The organism is Polynucleobacter parvulilacunae (genome assembly GCF_018881715.1).
GTDB lineage: Bacteria > Pseudomonadota > Gammaproteobacteria > Burkholderiales > Burkholderiaceae > Polynucleobacter > Polynucleobacter parvulilacunae.
This window is the reverse complement of the sequence record NZ_JACVPW010000001.1, coordinates 843,254-858,815: the sequence shown is the minus strand read 5'-3', so window position 1 is coordinate 858,815 and position 15,562 is coordinate 843,254. Positions and strand designations below refer to the sequence as shown.

The following is a 15,562-nucleotide window of genomic DNA, read 5'->3' as shown; positions in this document are numbered from 1 at the left end:
ATGGACTTTTTGCCCTACCTAACCTTAGCAATAGGCATCTTTGTTGGCGTCTTAATGGGCCTGACGGGGGCTGGGGGCGGCATCTTATCAGTGCCATTACTGGTGTTTCTTCTGCATCTGCCAATGTCAGAGGCAGGCCCGATAGCATTAACAGCAATTACTGTTTCGGCTTTTGCAGGCGCTGTAATTGGATTCAAGGCCAAAGCACTTCGCTATAAAGCGGCCATGTTAATGGCGATTTTTGGCCTGGTCCTATCCCCGGCTGGTTTATGGCTAGCCCAGAAGGTACCGAATACTCCGCTACTAATACTATTTAGCCTGGTGTTGACGTACGTTTCTATTCGGATGCTTTTACAGGTAGCCAGAAATCTTTCTGGAAAACCCGTTCCACAAATTAAAAGTCCGCCCTGCCAACTAGACTCATCGATTGGAAAGCTGATTTGGACAGTGCCATGTGCTCGTGCACTAATGTTCTCTGGCGCCACTGCTGGATTTTTATCGGGCCTACTAGGTGTCGGCGGGGGATTTATTCTAGTTCCCGCCTTAAATAAATTCACTGACCTGCCAATGAAATCAATTGTTGCCACTTCACTGGGTGTTCTCGCAATTGTTTCGGCTGGGGGGGCCTTTATCTCCCTTGCATCCGGAACTTTGAATACGGTCATTGCAATTCCTTTTGCCTGCGGTTCGCTATTGGGGCTTCTGCTAGGAAAAGTATTGGAGCGAAAAATAAGCGGTCCTAGGATTCAGCAAATATTTGCAGTCTTTACGTTGATCATTGCCGTGAGCTTAATGATCAAAGCAATAAATCATTGACGCCATCTTTTAGTGACCCCTAAAAGACCGTTGTCCTCCCTCCTCTTTATACTCAGCTTTAGCCTTTTAGGAGTTCTGCTGATGTCCATTGCAAAGCCAAGCACCTTTCTATCCACTTCCATTAGCGCCGTTTCTGGAACGGTTAGTAATCTCAATAATGAGTTGCTGGAATATGTGAACCCAGAAAAACCTACGCATGATCATTCATCACAGTACTACAAGCGATTTTTTATCTCCAAATTCAATCTTGGGGATCAGGCAATCCAGGCAAAATTTTCCTCGCCAATGAAGGTTGCCGATGGCGATGCCATTACTGTCTCAGGTTACGTGAAGAATGATGCCTTTCAAGTACTGGCGTATAACAATCAAACCCAACAAGTAAGTCACCATGAAAATTGGCTTGTTTTGGCGCTTGGCGGCCTCTTCTTCCTGGCGGTTGCCCTAGGTCTACTCAATAGCGAACTCGTGATTGAGGGGGCGCTAATACCCAAACTCTTCTTATTTGGATTTACCTTGGTAGCTATTTATATGGGGCATCGAGCACTCTTAATACGAGAGGCCATTAAGCTGATATCAAACTGACGCTGGCTAAAACCGTCCTGAAAAAGAAAAAGCCCTTATTGCTAAGGGCTTTTTTATTACCTCAAGTTAAGCGAACTACTTAGTGGCCACCAGCTCCACCCAAGTAAGCAGCTTTAACTGCTGGATCATCTTTCAACTTACTTGCTGGACCATGGGTAGCAATCTTGCCGTTCTCCAGAACGTAGCCATAATCTGCTACGTTCAAAGCTGCAGCAGCGAACTGCTCAACTAACAACATTGTTACGCCTTGTGACTTGAGGTTAGAAATGATCTTGAACACTTCCTCAACTAAGATTGGTGCCAGACCCATTGATGGCTCATCCAAGAGGATGATCTCTGGGTTCAACATCACTGCACGGGCCATTGCCAACATCTGTTGCTCACCGCCAGACAAAGTACCAGCCAATTGATTGCGACGTTCTTTTAAACGCGGGAACATTTCAAGAGACTTTTCTAAGTCATTCTTGATGTCACCCTTTGGACGACTTCCAGTAAAGCGAGGAAACGCGCCGAGCAATAAATTATCAGTCACTGACATGGTTGTAAACACGCGACGGCCTTCAGGGCTATGCGCCAAACCTAAGCGTGCGATTTTATGAGAGTCGTAACCATCAATTTTTTCGCCGCCCAATGTCACTTCACCAGCTGTCGGCTTAATCATGCCCGTGATAGCACGCATGGTTGTTGTTTTGCCGGCGCCGTTAGAGCCAATCAAAGTAATAACTTGTCCTTTAGGAACATCAATATTGATGCCGTGAAGGACTTTGACTTTGCCGTAGCCTGCTTCAAGATTCTTAATAGATAACATGGTATTTACCGATTCAATATGTTCTAGTGATTAAGTACCCAAGTAGGCATGAATCACCTTCTCGTCTGCCTGAACTTCAGCTGGCTTACCTTCTGCAATCTTCTGACCGAAGTCCAATACAGAAACGGTGTCACAAACTGACATCACCACATCCATGTGATGCTCAATCAGGATGAAGGTAATACCGCTATCGCGGATCTTACGAATAATGCGCAAGAGTTCTTTAATATCAGGAGCTGTCAAACCTGCAGCAGGCTCATCCAACAAGAGTAACTCAGGATCCAATGCCAAGGCACGGGCAATCTCAAGCAAACGCTGCTTACCGTATGGCAAGTTACGCGCTTCTTCGTTCGCCAAGTCATCCAGACCAACGAACTTAAGCAATGCCATCGCACGAGCATGCGCTTCAGCTTCTTCTTTCTTGTAACGTGGCAGATGCAATGCAATTTCTACCATATTGGATTTGAAAGTGTGATGCAAACCAACCAAAATATTTTGGATAGCAGTCATCTCACCGAAGAGCTGAACGTTTTGGAAGGTACGCGCGATACCAGACAAGGCGATATCAGAAGATGTCTTACCAACAACGCTTTCACCAGCGTACAACACATTACCAGCTGTAGGCACATAGATACCAGTCAACACGTTCATCATCGTGCTCTTACCGGAACCGTTAGGACCGATCAAGCCGTGAATAGTACCGCGCTTGATGCTGAGATCAACATTATTCAGCGCCTTCAAGCCACCAAACTGCATCAATACAGAGTCAACTTTCAGGAGCTCAGCACCAGTGTTTTGATTAGCAACAGTGCTAATGAAGCTAATGGAGTCGTCCACCACTTCAGCATCACCACCACGGGTAGTTTTAGCTTTCCCGACCATGGATTGATAGAAGCTTTTCGCGAAACCAACGATACCGCTTTGCAAGTAATACACCACCAGCAAAATCATGAAGCCGAAAATACTCAAGCGCCAGTCAGAAATGCTATTCAACCAGAATGAAAATGCTGCTAAGCCCACCACACCAGCGATAGGAAGAGCTACGCGCTTAGGAGTAGTTATCTTCTTGGATAGAGCCATGCCAGCACCTATAACCACCACGATTGCAATAACCGAAGCAACGATGCGGAATAGATTGATGTCGTCCAAGAGTTTTGGCAACAATACGATGATGGCAGCACCAATCAATGCGCCCAAGCGAGACTTACGTCCGCCCATAATAATGCCGAGCAAGAAGAGAACAGCTAACTCATTGTTATAGGTATTGGGTGAAATGTATTGCTCTGAATAGGCGTACAAGCAACCAGCTAAACCAGCAAAGCCAGCGCTAATCACAAATGCGATCACCTTAAAGCGATATACAGATACACCCATACAGTCGCAAGCAATTGGACTATCGCGCAAAGCTTCGAATGCACGGCCAATCTGGGACTTCACAAAACGGTCGACTACGACCAAAGAAATAATCAAAACTGCAGAAACTAACCAGAAGTACTCCGCCTTAGTCATTGGCACACCCATTAACTCTGGCTTTGGGATCTTGATGCCCAAAGGTCCTTCGGTCAACCAAGTCATCTCATTAATCAGAATCTGCGCGATCGTACCGAATGCCAAGGTCACCATCGCTAAATAGGGTCCAATCACCTTCAATGCTGGCAAAGCTAAGATGCCACCAAAGATTGCGGTAACAACAATGGCAGCCGGGATATTGACCCAGATTGGCATGCCAAAGTGGAAATACAAAACACCAGCGGTATACGATCCAATTCCGAATAAGGCTGCATGCCCTAAAGAAACCTGACCAACATAACCAACAACAATATCCAAACCATATAACAAAATGGTGTAGATCAGAATCGTTTCAACCAAGTGAATGTAGTAAGGGTTGTGAATAAAGAGGGGCAAACAAATCAGGCCCGCAATCGCAATCAATATAGGTAATAGAGACTTCAATTTCATCATTAAACTTTCTTAATCGCAGATTTGCCGAAGAGACCAGATGGTTTGTACGCCAACACAAGCAATAACAAAATCAAACCTGGAACATCTTTGTAGCCAGTAGAGATATAAAAACCGGTTGCTGTTTCTACGATACCGAGAATCAAACCACCAACAATAATTCCGAGGCCGCTAGATAAGCCGCCAATAATTGCAACCGCGAAAGCCTTCAAACCTAAAGCGCCGCCCATAGTTGCGCCAGTCAGGGTTAACGGCGCAATTAATACGCCTGCAAACGCTGCGGTCAAAGAAGAAAGCGCATAAGAGAAGGTAATGACTACGCTGGTATTAATACCCATCAAGCCAGCTGCATCACGGTCATTTGCTGTCGCAACAACCGCTTTACCGTAAATCGTTTTACGGTTAAAGAACTCCACCAACAACATCATCACCAATGCGCCCACGACTACCAAAATTTCCATTGGCAGAATATTTGCGCCCAAGAAACTCATTGGCTCCATTGGCAACGGCGATGGAAATGGCAATGCATCACGACCCCAAATATTTTCAGCCACGTTCTTAAAAATAATACCGAGAGCGATGGTAGACATAATCCAACCAAACTCAGATTTGATCTTGATTGCAGGACGTACGCCGATGAGCTCTACAAAGCTACCTTGCAACATACCAAACAAGCAAACTACTGGAATCATTACCCAGTAATTCATGCCAAAGGTATCTACACAAGTTAAACCTACAAGAGCACCTAACATCAGCGCTTCACCCTGACCGAAGTTCAAGGTGCCAGATGTGGCAAAAGTTAGCTGGAAACCGAACGCGATGACCGCGTAGATCATCCCCACTGCTATACCGCTCGAGAGGATTTGTGCAAACATGTCCATGTTATTGGCCTAAATATTCTAAAAACTGTTTTATTGACGAATCCGACATTGTAAGCAAAACGCCGCTTTTTGGGCGGCGCTTTGCTTTATCAAATGCTGCAGTGCAAAATAACTAGTAGATTGCCTGCCTTAGTAATTGAATTACTTCTTCTTAGCTGTAGCGTCCTCAGCATTCAAGAACTCAACACGGCCGTTTTCTACAACGCCCATTACTACGTCCTTGGCCTTGATTGCTTCATGGTCTGTTGCAGAGAATGGCTTGTTGTAAGTCATTACTACGCCATCAACTGGAGTCTTGAGGTCTTGCAATGCTGCCAAGATCTTTGGTCCTTCAGTGCTGTTAGCTTGCTTGATAGCAGCAGCCAAGAGGTATACAGAGTCGTAACCTTGAGCAGCTGATACTGGTGAAGCGATGATGCCGTTCTTAGGCTTGAAATCCTTGAGGTATGCATCTACGAAAGATTTACGCTTTGGAGTTGTTGCAGGGCTTTGAATGAAAGTTTCTGGCATTGTTGCGCCGTTACCATTCTTGCCCGCTGTATCAATAAAGCTGGCCATAGACAATGTCCATGAACCAATCATTGGCTTCTTCCAACCCAACTTCGCCATACCGTTAGCAATTTGTGCCAACTCAGGTCCAATTGCGTAAGTCAAAATCACATCAGCACCAGCATTTTTTGCTTTGAGCAATTGTGAAGTCATATCAACGTCACCAATATTGAACTTCTCAGTTGCAACTGGAGTTACGCCATATGTCTTCAATGCTTTTTCTAAGTCTTCGCGACCTAACTGACCGTAGTTTGTAGAGTCAGCCAAAATCGCCACTTTCTTCAAGCCACGCTTTTCAACCGCCTCTTTAGCGATCATTGGAGCTTGAATATTGTCAGCGGCAGCATTACGGAAAACATAGTTTTCAGCAGCATTTGGGAACTGATGAGTAATTAATGTACCTGTTGCAACGTTGTTGAATACTGGAATCTTTGCTTCTTGATAAAAGCGTTGTGAAGCCAATGCAACGCCGGTGTTGATGTAACCCAAAGTAGCAACTACTTTTTCGTTGTTAATCAACTCTTGTGCAATTTGCACGCCACGCTCATTTTTAGCTTCATCATCGCGCTCAACTAAAACGATTTTGTTGCCATTGATGCCGCCAGCAGCATTAATTTCTTTTGTAGCAAGACGAACACCGTCACGCATACTCACACCCATTGAGGATGAGCCGCCAGTAAATGGACCAGCAACACCAAGTTTGATATCGGCAGCGTAAGCACCGGTTGAGAGCATTGCAGTAGCAGCTAATGCAAAAATGTGACGACGAATATTCATAAAGTCTCCATGACTAAAAATGCTTAATTAAATAAATTCTTTTTTAGGTACAACTTGAAACGAACACTTATCTTACTGTTAATACAAAGGCAAAAAAAGGGCTTTGTATTAGGGTTTTACATTAGCGCTACTTAAGGGCTGCCTGCTTAAGAAAGTTTCCTTTTGAGAGCTGATGCAATACCTGGCCAGAATAAATTCACAACTAAGCCAGTAATCACTAACCCCGCAGCCATAATCTTCCATAAAGGCAGGGGCTCAGCCAAGAAATAGGCTGCTGCCCCCATACCAAATATAGGGACTAGCAAGGGTGCCGGCGCCACTACGGCGGCTGGATGCTTGGAAAGCAGCCAGGCCCAGGCTGAGTAACCAAATATGGTGTTACCCCATGACTGCCACAGAACCCCTGCCCATGCCCCTGCTGGAGCTGAGCTTAATGAGGCATTCATATGCTCCCACCCACCCTCAAATAGGAAGGAAATGGCAAATAAGGGGGGAATTGCAAAAGCACTAGCCCAAATCACATAGGCCAGCATATTGATTGACCCAGCCCTACGGCTAACAGTATTTGCCACGCCCCATGAAAACCCCGTAAAAACCACCAAGGCTAAGCCAAGAAAGGTGGTGTTTGCATCTGTGTGCAGCGCAATAATTGCCAGGCCGGTCATGGCCACTAATACCGCCACCATTTGATAGGTACGTAAACGCTCTTTGGCAAAGAACATGGCAAAACCGATCGTGAAAAATACCTGGGTCTGAATTACCAGTGACGCCAAGCCCGGGGAGATACGGCCATCAATCGCAAAATACAAGATGCCGAACTGCCCCACTCCTACTGCCAGCCCATAAACACAAAGGTTGACCCACGAGACTTTGGGCTTGGGTACAAAAAAGACTAATGGCAGAAATGCAAACGTATAACGCAGCGCTGCGAATAGAAATGGTGGAAATGCTCCGAGTGACAACTTAATCACTACAAAGTTAGTACCCCACACTGCCACAATGGCGAGCGCCAACAATAAATGGCTCGCCGGTAATGTGTAAGCTTTCTGCGTAGCTTTGGTCACCTTAGGCACGCGTGAGCAATTCCGCTACGCGCTGCGCAATCATCATTGTTGGAGCCGCAGTGTTACCTGAAGTAATCGTTGGCATAGCTGAAGCATCTACTACGCGCAGGTGATGAATGCCTCTCACGCGCAACTCTGAATCTAGCACTGCCATCGGATCATCAGCGCGCCCCATCTTGCACGTACCCACCGGATGAAAGATCGTAGTACCGATATCGCCAGCGGCCTTCACCAACTCATCATCACTTTGATATTGCATACCTGGCTTGTACTCTTCTGGAGCATAAGGTCCAAGCGCAGCTTGCTGGGCAATCTTACGAGTTAAACGCAAAGACTCTGCTGCTACCTGGCGATCTTCATCGGTCGATAAATAGTTCGGACTAATCACTGGCGGCGCCTCAGGATCCGTTGAATTGATATGCACATTACCGCGTGAGGTAGGGCGCAAATTACATACGCTGGCAGTAAATGCATTAAATGAATGCAAGTCTTCGCCAAACTTTTCTAGAGATAGAGGTTGCACGTGATACTCCAAGTTTGCACTCTTTTGTTCTGATGAACTGTATGCAAATGCACCTAACTGTGACGGCGCCATTGACATCGGACCAGAGCGTTTAAGCACATACTCCAGGCCAATCATCATCTTGCCCCAGAGGGTATTGGCTTTGGTGTTCAAAGTCTTAATACCATTTACCTTGTAAACCATGCGCAACTGCAAATGGTCTTGCAGATTCTCACCTACGCCTGGCAGATCAGCGATAACAGGGATACCCAGCTTACTGAGATGTGTTGCTGCACCAATACCTGAGCGCTCCAAAATTTGTACGCTACCAATTGCACCGCCACTCAACAACACTTCACCGCCTTGATCGATTGCGCAAAGCGCTTCGCCAGCAACGCCATTTTTTAGATACTCAACACCAAGACAATTTTTAGTAGCAGGATCAATCTTGAGTTTGCTTACTACTGCTTCAGTCAGCACAGTGAGATTGCTGCGTTTGGCAGCGTCTCTTAAAAATGCCTTAGAAGTATTTAAGCGCCATCCGGCTCGCTGACTAACATCAAAGTAACCCACACCAAAGTTATCGCCTTGATTAAAATCATCCGTAGCTGGGATTCCTGCTTCAACTGCGGCCTCTTTGAATCGATCCATGATGGGCCAACGTAAGCGCTGCTTTGAAACGGTCCATTCCCCGCCTTTACCGTGCCACTCATTAGCAGCGCCGTGGTAATCCTCAAATGACTTGTAACGTTTGAGTGCGTTCTCCCAAGACCAAGAATCATCACCTGTTGCTTGCACCCATGAATCGTAATCCCCCGCTTGGCCGCGCATATAAATCATGCCGTTAATGGATGAGCAGCCACCTAAAACACGGCCACGGGGATATAACAATGAACGGCCATTCAAGCCCTTTTCAGCGGCTGTTTTAAAACGCCAATCTGCTCTTGGGTTATCGATGCAATACAAATACCCCACTGGAATATGAATCCAGATGTAGTTGTCGTTCTTTCCTGCCTCAATCAGCAAAACCTTCTTACTTGGGTTTTCAGTTAAGCGCTTGGCCAACATACAGCCAGCACTACCCGCCCCAATAATGATGTAGTCGTAAGCGTTTGTTTGAGTCATATTGTTTGCTTCTAATAAAGCGTTATTCAATGGTTGGCAGGTTTTCCTGCTGTGAATGCCTATTATTTACCAATCTTGCGAATTAGGCATCTACTCAGGCATATGTTTAGGCATCCCATTAGTCGCCCCATATACACCCTCAATAGCAGTCTAAAATGAAGGCATGCATATTAATGAGAAGAATCGCACTCCCAAACTAGTTGACGCCGATGAAGGGCCCAGCAAGTCGGAACTCAAACGCCAAATGACCGAACGCCAGAAATTGGCGGAAGTGTTGGCTGCCTTAAGTAGCGATGCCTTGAAGACCATTCCCCTTGATGAGGCAATTAAAACCGCTATTGCTGAAACTAACAAAATTAAGAGTTTTGAAGCGATCCGCCGTCACAAGCAATATCTAGGCAAGCTGATGCGCTTCCTAGATGAAGAAGAGTTAGATGCGATTCAGAAACGTCTTGATGCGATTCAAGGTGTTAGTAAAGCTGAAACCGCTAAGCTGCATTTTTTAGAAAGCTATCGCGACAGGCTAATTGCAAACGATGAAGCCTTTACAAAGATGATTGAGCAATATCCTGATATGGATATTCAGAACATGCGCACCTTGATACGCAATGCGCGTCGTGAGAAAGAACAAAACAAACCACCTAAGGCCTATCGCGAGATCTTTCGCGTACTCAAAGATATGGGCCTTTAATCCAGGCTCTGGGTTAGACCTTGAGTTTGTTCGCCGGAATCTCTATCCAACGATAAAAGTAATTAGCGGTAAAGATGCTGCAAATCACAACACCCAGCATCAATACAATTGCAAGTACACCACTTTGATGTGTATGTAATCCCAAAGCAATATAGAGTGTATTTGCCAACAAGATAAATGCGAAGTGAATCAGGAAGGCGCAATAGGAACGCTGACTTCCCCAGGTAATCATTTTTAGGAAAAAATCTTTCCCTTTTACTTTTGGGTATGTGACATCGCCCCATAAATACAAAGCTAGCGCCACAAACCAAGCCAGGAAGTTTCTTAACCAAACTTGCTGAAACGAAGCAGCGGCAATAATAATTCCAATTAAGATCAAGGCTACTTTGGCTACGCGCCTCACACCAGCATCTTGAAAGCCACTAGCCAAATAAGCTAGAACACCTAAGCCATAAGAGCCAATAAAGTAAATGAAATACGCCTCATATTCACCAGAGCGATTGAAGAACAGCAAAGAGCTCACCGCCAAAATACCAATCAACCAAATCATTGCTTGATAGCCTGGGAACGATAAAAACAAAATGGCCAATATGCAATACAACTGCCAATCGATCGCAACATACCAAGCGCCGGCAGAAATTGAATCTAGCCCTAAGATGCCCTGAATGAAAAATAGGTGCGCCAAGAATTGCGAAAGCGTTTCTGATTGGCCGACAAATTCGTCATTTATCCAGAGACGGGCAATATAGGCACAAGCAATCGTGAAAATAAGTGCGGCTGCGTAAGGCGCAAATAAACGTAGGTAACGATTCAGAATTAACTTGAGTAAGGCATGTGCGCTAAATTTAGCATTGGCATAGCGGCTCAAAGACTGCGCAGCCAAATAACCTGCCATAACTAAAAAGATTTGTACTGCGTAGCGACCATACTCAAATAGCCAAGTCATCAAGCCAGGTAGCACTATTCGTGCGTCTACCGCAATTTGCCCATAACTCGAGAGGTGATGAAGAATGATCATCAAGGCCGCCAGGCCCTTGAGAATGTCGATCAGAAAAAGCGACGAATTGTGCTTCAAGACTTATTTATATTTACTTAGATTTGGTCTTGCCCAACAAAGAGGCTAGCAAGGGGTTAGCGCTTGCTAGTTCTTTTTTTGATTTTGCCTTCTCGTCTGCGCCTAACTTCGGAGTCTTAGCAGCGTTTTTCATTCCCTGCGCAGTTTTCAAAGCCAAATTCTTATATAGGTCTGTTTTTTTCATTGTCATGATGAAGACTCTTTGCTTGCCTCTTACTTAATCAGCGAGCGCGCAGCCAAACCCATGAACAACAATGACCATCCTTGCAACAAGAGCTCAATCGCGATCAACATCCCAGGAAGCCAAAGGCTGGACTCTGGATAGCCATTCATAATCAGCACGCCCATCAAGATGGAGATTGCTGAAGATAAAACCAACCAGAACCATTCGCGGAAATGACGATGCTGAAATGCAGAGATCAAGCGCAATGCACCAGTCACAAAAAAGATTGCTGCTAACCAAAGCGTGATTGCTTCAAGCGCTGGAATTGGGAAAGCCCAAGTAAAGATTGCTGCTGCAATGTAAAGAGCAGCCAATATGAGTTGTACGCCGACACTTTTCCAGCCTTGTGATTTCAGAGCATGAGCACCCTGTAAAAGACCGCCGGCAAACAAGAAGATGCCTAGGATGTTTACGGAGATGAAAGAAAATAGTGTTTGACCTGCGATACCAATCATGCCCAGCACGATGAATAGAATTCCAAGCCCAATTAAAGCCCCAGGAACCTTGGCGGCTGCGCCCAATACTTTGGTACGAATTTCATTCATTTGCGCGGAATTTAGTTCAGTCATATTAGTGCTTTCAGTTGATGTAATTACTACAGTAGCCTCTACTGTATCAACAAACCCTCTTTGGCTACGAATAATGACTATTCAAGCGCCCAAAGCCAGTACCTGACTAAGAGAAATACAAAAAAGGGTATTCTTTAGCCTTTTACAGCCGATCCATTGGGATTGTTAGCAAAGAAAGTTCTAGCATGGACAACACTCTGACCGTTATTTTAGGCATCGTTGCAATACTTCTGCCACTAGTTGTAGGGCGCCTCTATTGGGAACGCTTTGATCATTACTTCGGGAGAGGTGATGAGGCCTATATGGATACCCTGGAATACTTCCTCAAGAAAATTGGCTCAACTGTTTTAATTGCATTTGTTATTTTGTGGATTGGCATCAGCCTCGTGTTTAACGGTAGCGCATCGTAAAGCCATGGGCGATCAATTTAAAACGATTCTTCTCAAAGCGAAGCTCAACTTTGCGATCCTCGCCTCCATTCTGGTCATTGCCGTATTAGGCAAGTTCACCAACCCTGAGCTCACTAATAACATCTTTGTAACTGCTGATCAGCTCGTTTCCGATCTCTATATCGTATTTATCGCCATTACTTTAGGCGCTTTTGTACCTAACTTTAAGTTAGTTGCATTTGGTTCGATTGCTGCATTCGTTGTTGCCGCAATCCTCGTACAGATGGGTGTCTATACCTACCTCACGACTGAATACCTATTTGCAGTACTCATCGTTGTTCTGGGCTTCGCCTCTATTGCCAACCTCTATAAGCACTACCGGGAGAATGGGTTATAAGCGATAAGCCCTGCTTTAATTAAATACCTCAATTAAAAAGCCCCGATATTTCGGGGCTTTTTAATTTAATCCAAGCAAACTGATTATGCGGCAATTTTGAAGACTCGAATTCTCGATTCAATTTCTTTTTGTAAAGTCTTTCTTGCAATCCTCATTTCATACTCTGCTTGCAGATTCAACCAAAATATAGGCTCCATTGAAAAGAATAAGCCAAGGCGCAAGGCGGTATCGGCAGTAATGGGGCGCAAGCCGTTCACAATTTCACTAATGCGGCTTGGGGAAACATCGATATCCGCGGCCAGCTGTCGAGACGTAATGCCCATCGGCTTCATAAAGTCTTCCAACAGTATTTCACCAGGATGAATTTCATCAAGTAATTTTGTCATCATCATATCCTTAGTGGTAATCCACAATTTCTACGTCATAAGCGCCATCTTCACGCCATACAAAACAAATGCGCCACTGACCATTAATTCGAATGCTGTGTTGCCCCTTACGATTCCCACTCAAGGCCTCCAACATATTGCCTGGGGGTATCCTCAAATCTAACAAACTAATAACGGCATGTAACTGCAATAACTTACGCCGCGCCACCCTTTCTATATTTATAAACTTTCTTGAGCCCTTGCTTTCAAATAAATCTCTAGTAAGTTCACAAGAAAATGAGCGGATCATGCTTCATGATATTCTGCATTACAGAATCTGTAAAGTGGAATATTTATCACTTTTAAGGTCTATAGGGCTGTTGCAGAGGGCTTTTAAGTAAAGGTTAGATCGCAGTTCTTTTATACGTATTTAGATATATAGAATCGATTTTTGAGTATTTGTAGCAATATCTAAAATCCGTGACAATCCATTGCTATGTATAAATATGACACTATTGACCAAACCCTTGTAGATCAACGGGTTGCCCAATTCCGGGATCAAGTTGCAAGACGCCTAGACGGCAGCTTAGCTGAAGAAGAATTCCGTCCTTTGCGTTTGCAAAACGGTCTGTACCACCAGCGGCATGCTTACATGCTGCGGGTTGCTATTCCTTACGGATTATTTAGCGCCAAGCAATTGCGCACTATGGCACTCATCTCTGAAAAGTATGACCGTGGCTATGGTCACTTCACTACGCGTCAGAACATTCAATACAACTGGGTAACTCTCGAAGACACTCCAGATATTTTGGCTGAGCTTGCTAAAGTCGAAATGCATGCTATTCAAACATCAGGTAATTGCATCCGCAATATTACGAGCGATGCCTTTGCTGGTGTTGCCGCCGATGAATATGTGGATACTCGCCCGATTTGCGAACTCTTACGTCAATGGTCAACCTTACATCCTGAATTTGCACACTTACCGCGCAAATTTAAGTTTGCAGTAAATGGCGCCAAAGAAGATCGTACCGTTTTGCTTTGCCATGATGTGGGTATTGAGCTCAAGAAAAATGCCGCCGGACAATTAACTGCTGACATCTATGCAGGTGGCGGCATGGGTCGCACACCTATTTTGGGCTCACTCATTAAACAAGATTTGCCTTGGAACGTCCTACCAAGCTATCTCACTGCCCTACTGCGTGTGTATAACCGCTTTGGCAGAAGAGATAACCTTTATAAAGCCCGTATCAAGATCCTCGTGAAGGCTTTAGGCCCAGAAGAGTTTGCCCGCCAAGTTGAGGGTGAGTGGGCACATATTAAAAATGGTGATGACAACTTCACTCAAGCCGAGTGGGATCGCGTTGCCAAGCATTTTACAAAACCAGCGTATCAGAATCTGCCAGCACTCAGTGCTGAGCAAGTATTAGCTAACGCACCAGAAGCTGAGCGCCCTGCATTTGCACGCTGGATTGAGCGCAATGTAAAGCCACATCAGATTCCTGGTTATGCCAGCGTGATTCTGTCACTCAAACCACATGGCACTGTTGCCCCTGGCGATGCTACTACCGCTCAAATGCTGGCAATCGCTGATCTTTCTGATCAATATAGCTTTGGTGAGTTACGTGCCACCCACGAACAAAATTTAGTACTCGCTGATGTTGAGCAAGCCAAGTTATTAGAACTCTGGCAAGAAGCCAAGAAGCAAAAAGTTGCTTTGCCAAACGTTGGCCTATTGACTGACATCATTGCCTGTCCTGGTGGTGATTTCTGCTCACTAGCTAACGCAAAGTCTTTACCAATTGCTAAGGCGATTCAAGAACGCTTTGATGACTTAGATTATTTATTTGATTTGGGTGACATCAGCCTGAATATCTCCGGCTGCATCAACTCCTGTGGCCACCATCACGTAGGCAATATTGGCGTTCTCGGCGTAGATAAAGACGGTGAAGAGTGGTATCAAATCACTCTGGGTGGCGAGCAAGGTAATGATGCTTCTATTGGTAAGGTAATCGGACCTTCCTTTTATGCCGATGAAATCCCAGATGTAATGACGAATGTCATCAATACTTATGTTGCACAACGTAACGAGGGTGAATCCTTTATTGATGCCTATCGTCGCCTAGGAGTTGCTCCATTTAAAGACGCGGCATACAAGAATGCCAAGAAAAAAGATAAGGCTGAAAAAGTGAATGGGGAGGATGCATTATGAGTCAAACTAATATATCTTCTCACCCAGAAATTTTGCATTTCCCCAGGGGCGGCAAGCCTGTTCTGGCCCAAAATGAATGGCAGGTCTGGAGCAGTAGTCAAGATGAAGGCGCGAATTTTACTTTCCCAGATCTTGAGCATGGCGCTCACAAAGTATTAGCGCCATTTACCTGGTGGCTTGAGCATCACCATGAAGCTGATGTGATTGCTCTGGCAAAAAATGGACAGATCGGTGTTTGGTTTGCTACGGATGACGATATTTTGAAACATGCCGATATTGTTGAAGCAGGCAAAACAGTATGGCCATTAGTAGCTGCACACTTCCCCATCTTTAGAGATGGGCGTAGCTTTAGTACTGCCGCCTTATTACGCGGCCGCTTTGCTTGGCAGGGTGAGATTCGTGCGATTGGTGATGTGTTGATTGATCAACTCTTACAAGGTGCACGTGTTGGCTTTGATAGCTTCGCCCTGCGTCCAGACCAAAAACTCGATGTTGCCTTGAAGCAATTTGATTTGTATAGCGTGACAACACAAAATAGCTGGCGCGATAAACGTACAACTCTCTGCATTTAAGCACCCACA

Annotated in this window: 18 protein-coding genes; 7 read left to right on the top strand and 11 right to left on the bottom strand. The window is 45.1% G+C overall.

Annotation, left to right across the window (positions count from 1 at the left end; all coding sequences use genetic code 11):
• Positions 1–816, top strand: a complete 816-nt coding sequence (locus tag ICN18_RS04555) for a sulfite exporter TauE/SafE family protein (RefSeq protein WP_216189280.1) — start codon at positions 1–3, stop codon at positions 814–816.
• An 81-nt stretch (positions 817–897) separates the two neighbouring features.
• A complete protein-coding gene (locus ICN18_RS04550; protein ID WP_216189279.1) occupies positions 898–1,398 on the top strand; it encodes a hypothetical protein in 501 nt (166 codons plus the stop codon).
• A 79-nt stretch (positions 1,399–1,477) separates the two neighbouring features.
• Here ICN18_RS04550 and ICN18_RS04545 read toward each other — a convergent pair whose 3' ends face one another.
• The 6 genes from ICN18_RS04545 to ICN18_RS04520 all read right to left on the bottom strand — a co-directional run bounded on the left by ICN18_RS04545 (position 1,478) and on the right by ICN18_RS04520 (position 9,063).
• Positions 1,478–2,206 (bottom strand): ABC transporter ATP-binding protein, encoded by a 729-nt coding sequence (locus ICN18_RS04545; RefSeq protein ID WP_216189278.1) that lies wholly within the window; start codon positions 2,204–2,206, stop codon positions 1,478–1,480.
• Positions 2,207–2,236: 30 nt separating this feature from the next.
• Positions 2,237–4,165: a branched-chain amino acid ABC transporter ATP-binding protein/permease gene (locus ICN18_RS04540; RefSeq protein ID WP_216189473.1), complete on the bottom strand. Its 1,929-nt coding sequence runs from the start codon at positions 4,163–4,165 to the stop codon at positions 2,237–2,239.
• Between the two features lie 2 nt (positions 4,166–4,167).
• Positions 4,168–5,046: a branched-chain amino acid ABC transporter permease gene (locus ICN18_RS04535; RefSeq protein WP_072583996.1), complete on the bottom strand. Its 879-nt coding sequence runs from the start codon at positions 5,044–5,046 to the stop codon at positions 4,168–4,170.
• 141 nt (positions 5,047–5,187) lie between these two features.
• Positions 5,188–6,372 carry an ABC transporter substrate-binding protein gene (locus ICN18_RS04530; protein WP_216189277.1) on the bottom strand — a complete coding sequence of 395 codons (1,185 nt, stop codon included), beginning with the start codon at positions 6,370–6,372 and terminating at the stop codon, positions 5,188–5,190.
• A gap of 146 nt (positions 6,373–6,518) precedes the next feature.
• The gene (locus ICN18_RS04525) at positions 6,519–7,445 is read right to left on the bottom strand and encodes an EamA family transporter (protein WP_216189276.1); all 927 of its coding nucleotides are present in this window, start codon (positions 7,443–7,445) and stop codon (positions 6,519–6,521) included.
• Entirely contained in the window at positions 7,438–9,063 is a 1,626-nt protein-coding gene (locus tag ICN18_RS04520) for a GMC family oxidoreductase (RefSeq protein WP_216189275.1), read from the bottom strand. The genes ICN18_RS04525 and ICN18_RS04520 overlap by 8 nt, the downstream gene beginning before the upstream one ends.
• Before the next feature lie 163 nt (positions 9,064–9,226).
• Here ICN18_RS04520 and yjgA point away from each other — a divergent pair, with 163 nt between their 5' ends.
• Complete coding sequence (gene yjgA / locus ICN18_RS04515; protein ID WP_215392118.1) at positions 9,227–9,754, top strand: ribosome biogenesis factor YjgA; 528 nt, start codon at positions 9,227–9,229, stop codon at positions 9,752–9,754.
• Between the two features lie 13 nt (positions 9,755–9,767).
• On the opposite strand, the gene ICN18_RS04510 is transcribed toward yjgA, so the two are convergent.
• Genes ICN18_RS04510 through ICN18_RS04500 form a run of 3 tightly spaced genes read right to left on the bottom strand, consistent with a single transcriptional unit; the run spans position 9,768 to position 11,621 of the window.
• Positions 9,768–10,829 (bottom strand): acyltransferase family protein, encoded by a 1,062-nt coding sequence (locus ICN18_RS04510; protein ID WP_255532064.1) that lies wholly within the window; start codon positions 10,827–10,829, stop codon positions 9,768–9,770.
• A gap of 13 nt (positions 10,830–10,842) precedes the next feature.
• Positions 10,843–11,019 (bottom strand): hypothetical protein, encoded by a 177-nt coding sequence (locus ICN18_RS04505; protein ID WP_216189274.1) that lies wholly within the window; start codon positions 11,017–11,019, stop codon positions 10,843–10,845.
• A 23-nt stretch (positions 11,020–11,042) separates the two neighbouring features.
• Positions 11,043–11,621 (bottom strand): HdeD family acid-resistance protein, encoded by a 579-nt coding sequence (locus tag ICN18_RS04500; protein WP_216189273.1) that lies wholly within the window; start codon positions 11,619–11,621, stop codon positions 11,043–11,045.
• A gap of 185 nt (positions 11,622–11,806) precedes the next feature.
• Between ICN18_RS04500 and ICN18_RS04495 the strand changes: the two genes are divergently transcribed.
• Together ICN18_RS04495 and ICN18_RS04490 are read left to right on the top strand one after the other, a co-directional pair.
• A complete protein-coding gene (locus ICN18_RS04495) occupies positions 11,807–12,031 on the top strand; it encodes a hypothetical protein (protein WP_216189272.1) in 225 nt (74 codons plus the stop codon).
• Positions 12,032–12,035: 4 nt separating this feature from the next.
• Positions 12,036–12,407, top strand: a complete 372-nt coding sequence (locus ICN18_RS04490) for a hypothetical protein (protein ID WP_216189271.1) — start codon at positions 12,036–12,038, stop codon at positions 12,405–12,407.
• A gap of 83 nt (positions 12,408–12,490) precedes the next feature.
• On the opposite strand, the gene ICN18_RS04485 is transcribed toward ICN18_RS04490, so the two are convergent.
• Both ICN18_RS04485 and ICN18_RS04480 read right to left on the bottom strand, forming a co-directional pair.
• Positions 12,491–12,799: a HigA family addiction module antitoxin gene (locus ICN18_RS04485; RefSeq protein WP_439650804.1), complete on the bottom strand. Its 309-nt coding sequence runs from the start codon at positions 12,797–12,799 to the stop codon at positions 12,491–12,493.
• Between the two features lie 4 nt (positions 12,800–12,803).
• Positions 12,804–13,082: a type II toxin-antitoxin system RelE/ParE family toxin gene (locus tag ICN18_RS04480; protein WP_216189270.1), complete on the bottom strand. Its 279-nt coding sequence runs from the start codon at positions 13,080–13,082 to the stop codon at positions 12,804–12,806.
• 186 nt (positions 13,083–13,268) lie between these two features.
• Here ICN18_RS04480 and ICN18_RS04475 point away from each other — a divergent pair, with 186 nt between their 5' ends.
• Both ICN18_RS04475 and ICN18_RS04470 read left to right on the top strand, forming a co-directional pair.
• The gene (locus ICN18_RS04475) at positions 13,269–14,981 is read left to right on the top strand and encodes a nitrite/sulfite reductase (protein WP_216189269.1); all 1,713 of its coding nucleotides are present in this window, start codon (positions 13,269–13,271) and stop codon (positions 14,979–14,981) included.
• Positions 14,978–15,553: a DUF934 domain-containing protein gene (locus ICN18_RS04470; RefSeq protein ID WP_216189268.1), complete on the top strand. Its 576-nt coding sequence runs from the start codon at positions 14,978–14,980 to the stop codon at positions 15,551–15,553. Before ICN18_RS04475 ends, ICN18_RS04470 begins: the two co-directional genes overlap by 4 nt.
• The last annotated feature ends 9 nt before the right edge of the window (positions 15,554–15,562 follow it).

Coding starts and splice junctions, on each gene's coding strand:
- ICN18_RS04555 (WP_216189280.1), top strand. CDS start 1: ATGGACTTTTTGCCCTACCTAACCTTAGCAATAGGCATCTTTGTTGGC.
- ICN18_RS04550 (WP_216189279.1), top strand. CDS start 898: ATGTCCATTGCAAAGCCAAGCACCTTTCTATCCACTTCCATTAGCGCC.
- ICN18_RS04545 (WP_216189278.1), bottom strand. CDS start 2,206: ATGTTATCTATTAAGAATCTTGAAGCAGGCTACGGCAAAGTCAAAGTC.
- ICN18_RS04540 (WP_216189473.1), bottom strand. CDS start 4,165: ATGAAATTGAAGTCTCTATTACCTATATTGATTGCGATTGCGGGCCTG.
- ICN18_RS04535 (WP_072583996.1), bottom strand. CDS start 5,046: ATGGACATGTTTGCACAAATCCTCTCGAGCGGTATAGCAGTGGGGATG.
- ICN18_RS04530 (WP_216189277.1), bottom strand. CDS start 6,372: ATGAATATTCGTCGTCACATTTTTGCATTAGCTGCTACTGCAATGCTC.
- ICN18_RS04520 (WP_216189275.1), bottom strand. CDS start 9,063: ATGACTCAAACAAACGCTTACGACTACATCATTATTGGGGCGGGTAGT.
- yjgA (WP_215392118.1), top strand. CDS start 9,227: ATGCATATTAATGAGAAGAATCGCACTCCCAAACTAGTTGACGCCGAT.
- ICN18_RS04505 (WP_216189274.1), bottom strand. CDS start 11,019: ATGACAATGAAAAAAACAGACCTATATAAGAATTTGGCTTTGAAAACT.
- ICN18_RS04500 (WP_216189273.1), bottom strand. CDS start 11,621: ATGACTGAACTAAATTCCGCGCAAATGAATGAAATTCGTACCAAAGTA.
- ICN18_RS04495 (WP_216189272.1), top strand. CDS start 11,807: ATGGACAACACTCTGACCGTTATTTTAGGCATCGTTGCAATACTTCTG.
- ICN18_RS04490 (WP_216189271.1), top strand. CDS start 12,036: ATGGGCGATCAATTTAAAACGATTCTTCTCAAAGCGAAGCTCAACTTT.
- ICN18_RS04485 (WP_439650804.1), bottom strand. CDS start 12,799: ATGATGATGACAAAATTACTTGATGAAATTCATCCTGGTGAAATACTG.
- ICN18_RS04480 (WP_216189270.1), bottom strand. CDS start 13,082: ATGATCCGCTCATTTTCTTGTGAACTTACTAGAGATTTATTTGAAAGC.
- ICN18_RS04475 (WP_216189269.1), top strand. CDS start 13,269: ATGTATAAATATGACACTATTGACCAAACCCTTGTAGATCAACGGGTT.
- ICN18_RS04470 (WP_216189268.1), top strand. CDS start 14,978: ATGAGTCAAACTAATATATCTTCTCACCCAGAAATTTTGCATTTCCCC.